The 1,217-nt window shown below is 51.8% G+C and carries 1 pseudogene; it reads left to right on the top strand.

What is annotated here, in order from left to right:
• Positions 1 to 77: 77 nt before the first annotated feature.
• A pseudogene (locus AAA927_RS12850) lies at positions 78 to 1,131 on the top strand (IS30 family transposase).
• The last annotated feature ends 86 nt before the right edge of the window (positions 1,132 to 1,217 follow it).

The following is a 1,217-nucleotide window of genomic DNA, read 5'->3' on the forward strand; positions in this document are numbered from 1 at the left end:
ACAATAAAAAACATCAAGAACAGATATCCTGTATCATTGAAGTTCCTACACAAACAATGGAAGAGGATATTGTCTTGATGCAGAAACAGGATAGCACACACCGCCAAAAAGGTCAGCACTTAACATCACTCGAGCGCGGAAAAGTGGCCGGATTCCGCCAAGCTGGGAAGTCCAATCGTTGGATTGCTGCTGAAATTGGCGTCTGCCCGCAGACCATTAATAATGAAATCAAGCGAGGTACAGTAGATCAGGTCAAGAAGAGTAATGGCAAGCGCGTCTACCATCGACAATACCTGCCAGAGGCTGCTCAGGCACGTTACGAGACTGCACGCTTGAGCTGCCATCGTCCTGACAAGTTCGCCAGCGTACAGGTCTTCTTAGCCTGGTACGTACAGCGAGCTAAGCAGGACAAATGGTCGCCGGATGCTTCAATCGGCTATGCCAAGCGACACAAGCTGTTTACTCCTGAAGAGCTTGTTTGTGCCTCGACTTTGTACCAGTACATTGACGACCAACGCCTAGAGATTCGAAATATCGACCTGTTGGAGAAGACTAAGCGGAAGACCTCTCACCAGCACCACACCAAGGCTAAGCGCCTGGCTGGCCGCAGTATCGAGGAACGGCCTAAGGTCGTTGAACGACGCAGGCAGTTCGGTCACTGGGAGATGGATACCATTGTCGGTAAACGCAATGGCAAGGATAGCGTCATCTTGACTCTGATTGAGCGCAAGACCCGTTGCCAACTTCTCCGCTTGATCGAAGGACGAGATGCAGACTCTGTGAGCTATGCATTGCGTGGAATCAAGCGCGAATGGGGAGCTTGCATCAAGACCCATCACAGCCGACAACGGACCCGAGTTCACCGCCTTAAATACTGCTTTTGCTGGGACGGAAACTGAGATCTTCTACGCCCATCCTTACACGTCCTGCGACCGTGGCACCAACGAGGCACATAACCGGATGATCCGCCAGGACTTCCCTAAGGGCATGTCCCTAGATGACATTAGCCCTAGTCAAGTGCAGGCCACGCAAGACCGCTTGAATCAGTTGCCTCGCAAACAACAGGGCTACTGCACACCCCAGCAAAACTTTGAGGCCGAAGCTCGGCGCGTTCGCCGCATGGCCCAGTAGTCTCTCTAGCGCCACAACTTCTATTTGATAACGGCCTGTTCTGGGATTGTCCTCAACGACTGGCTAACTTGTTCTTGCAATTTACG

This window comes from Lacticaseibacillus salsurivasis, from assembly GCF_036246225.1.
In the GTDB taxonomy this organism is placed as follows: Bacteria; Bacillota; Bacilli; order Lactobacillales; family Lactobacillaceae; genus Lacticaseibacillus; species Lacticaseibacillus salsurivasis.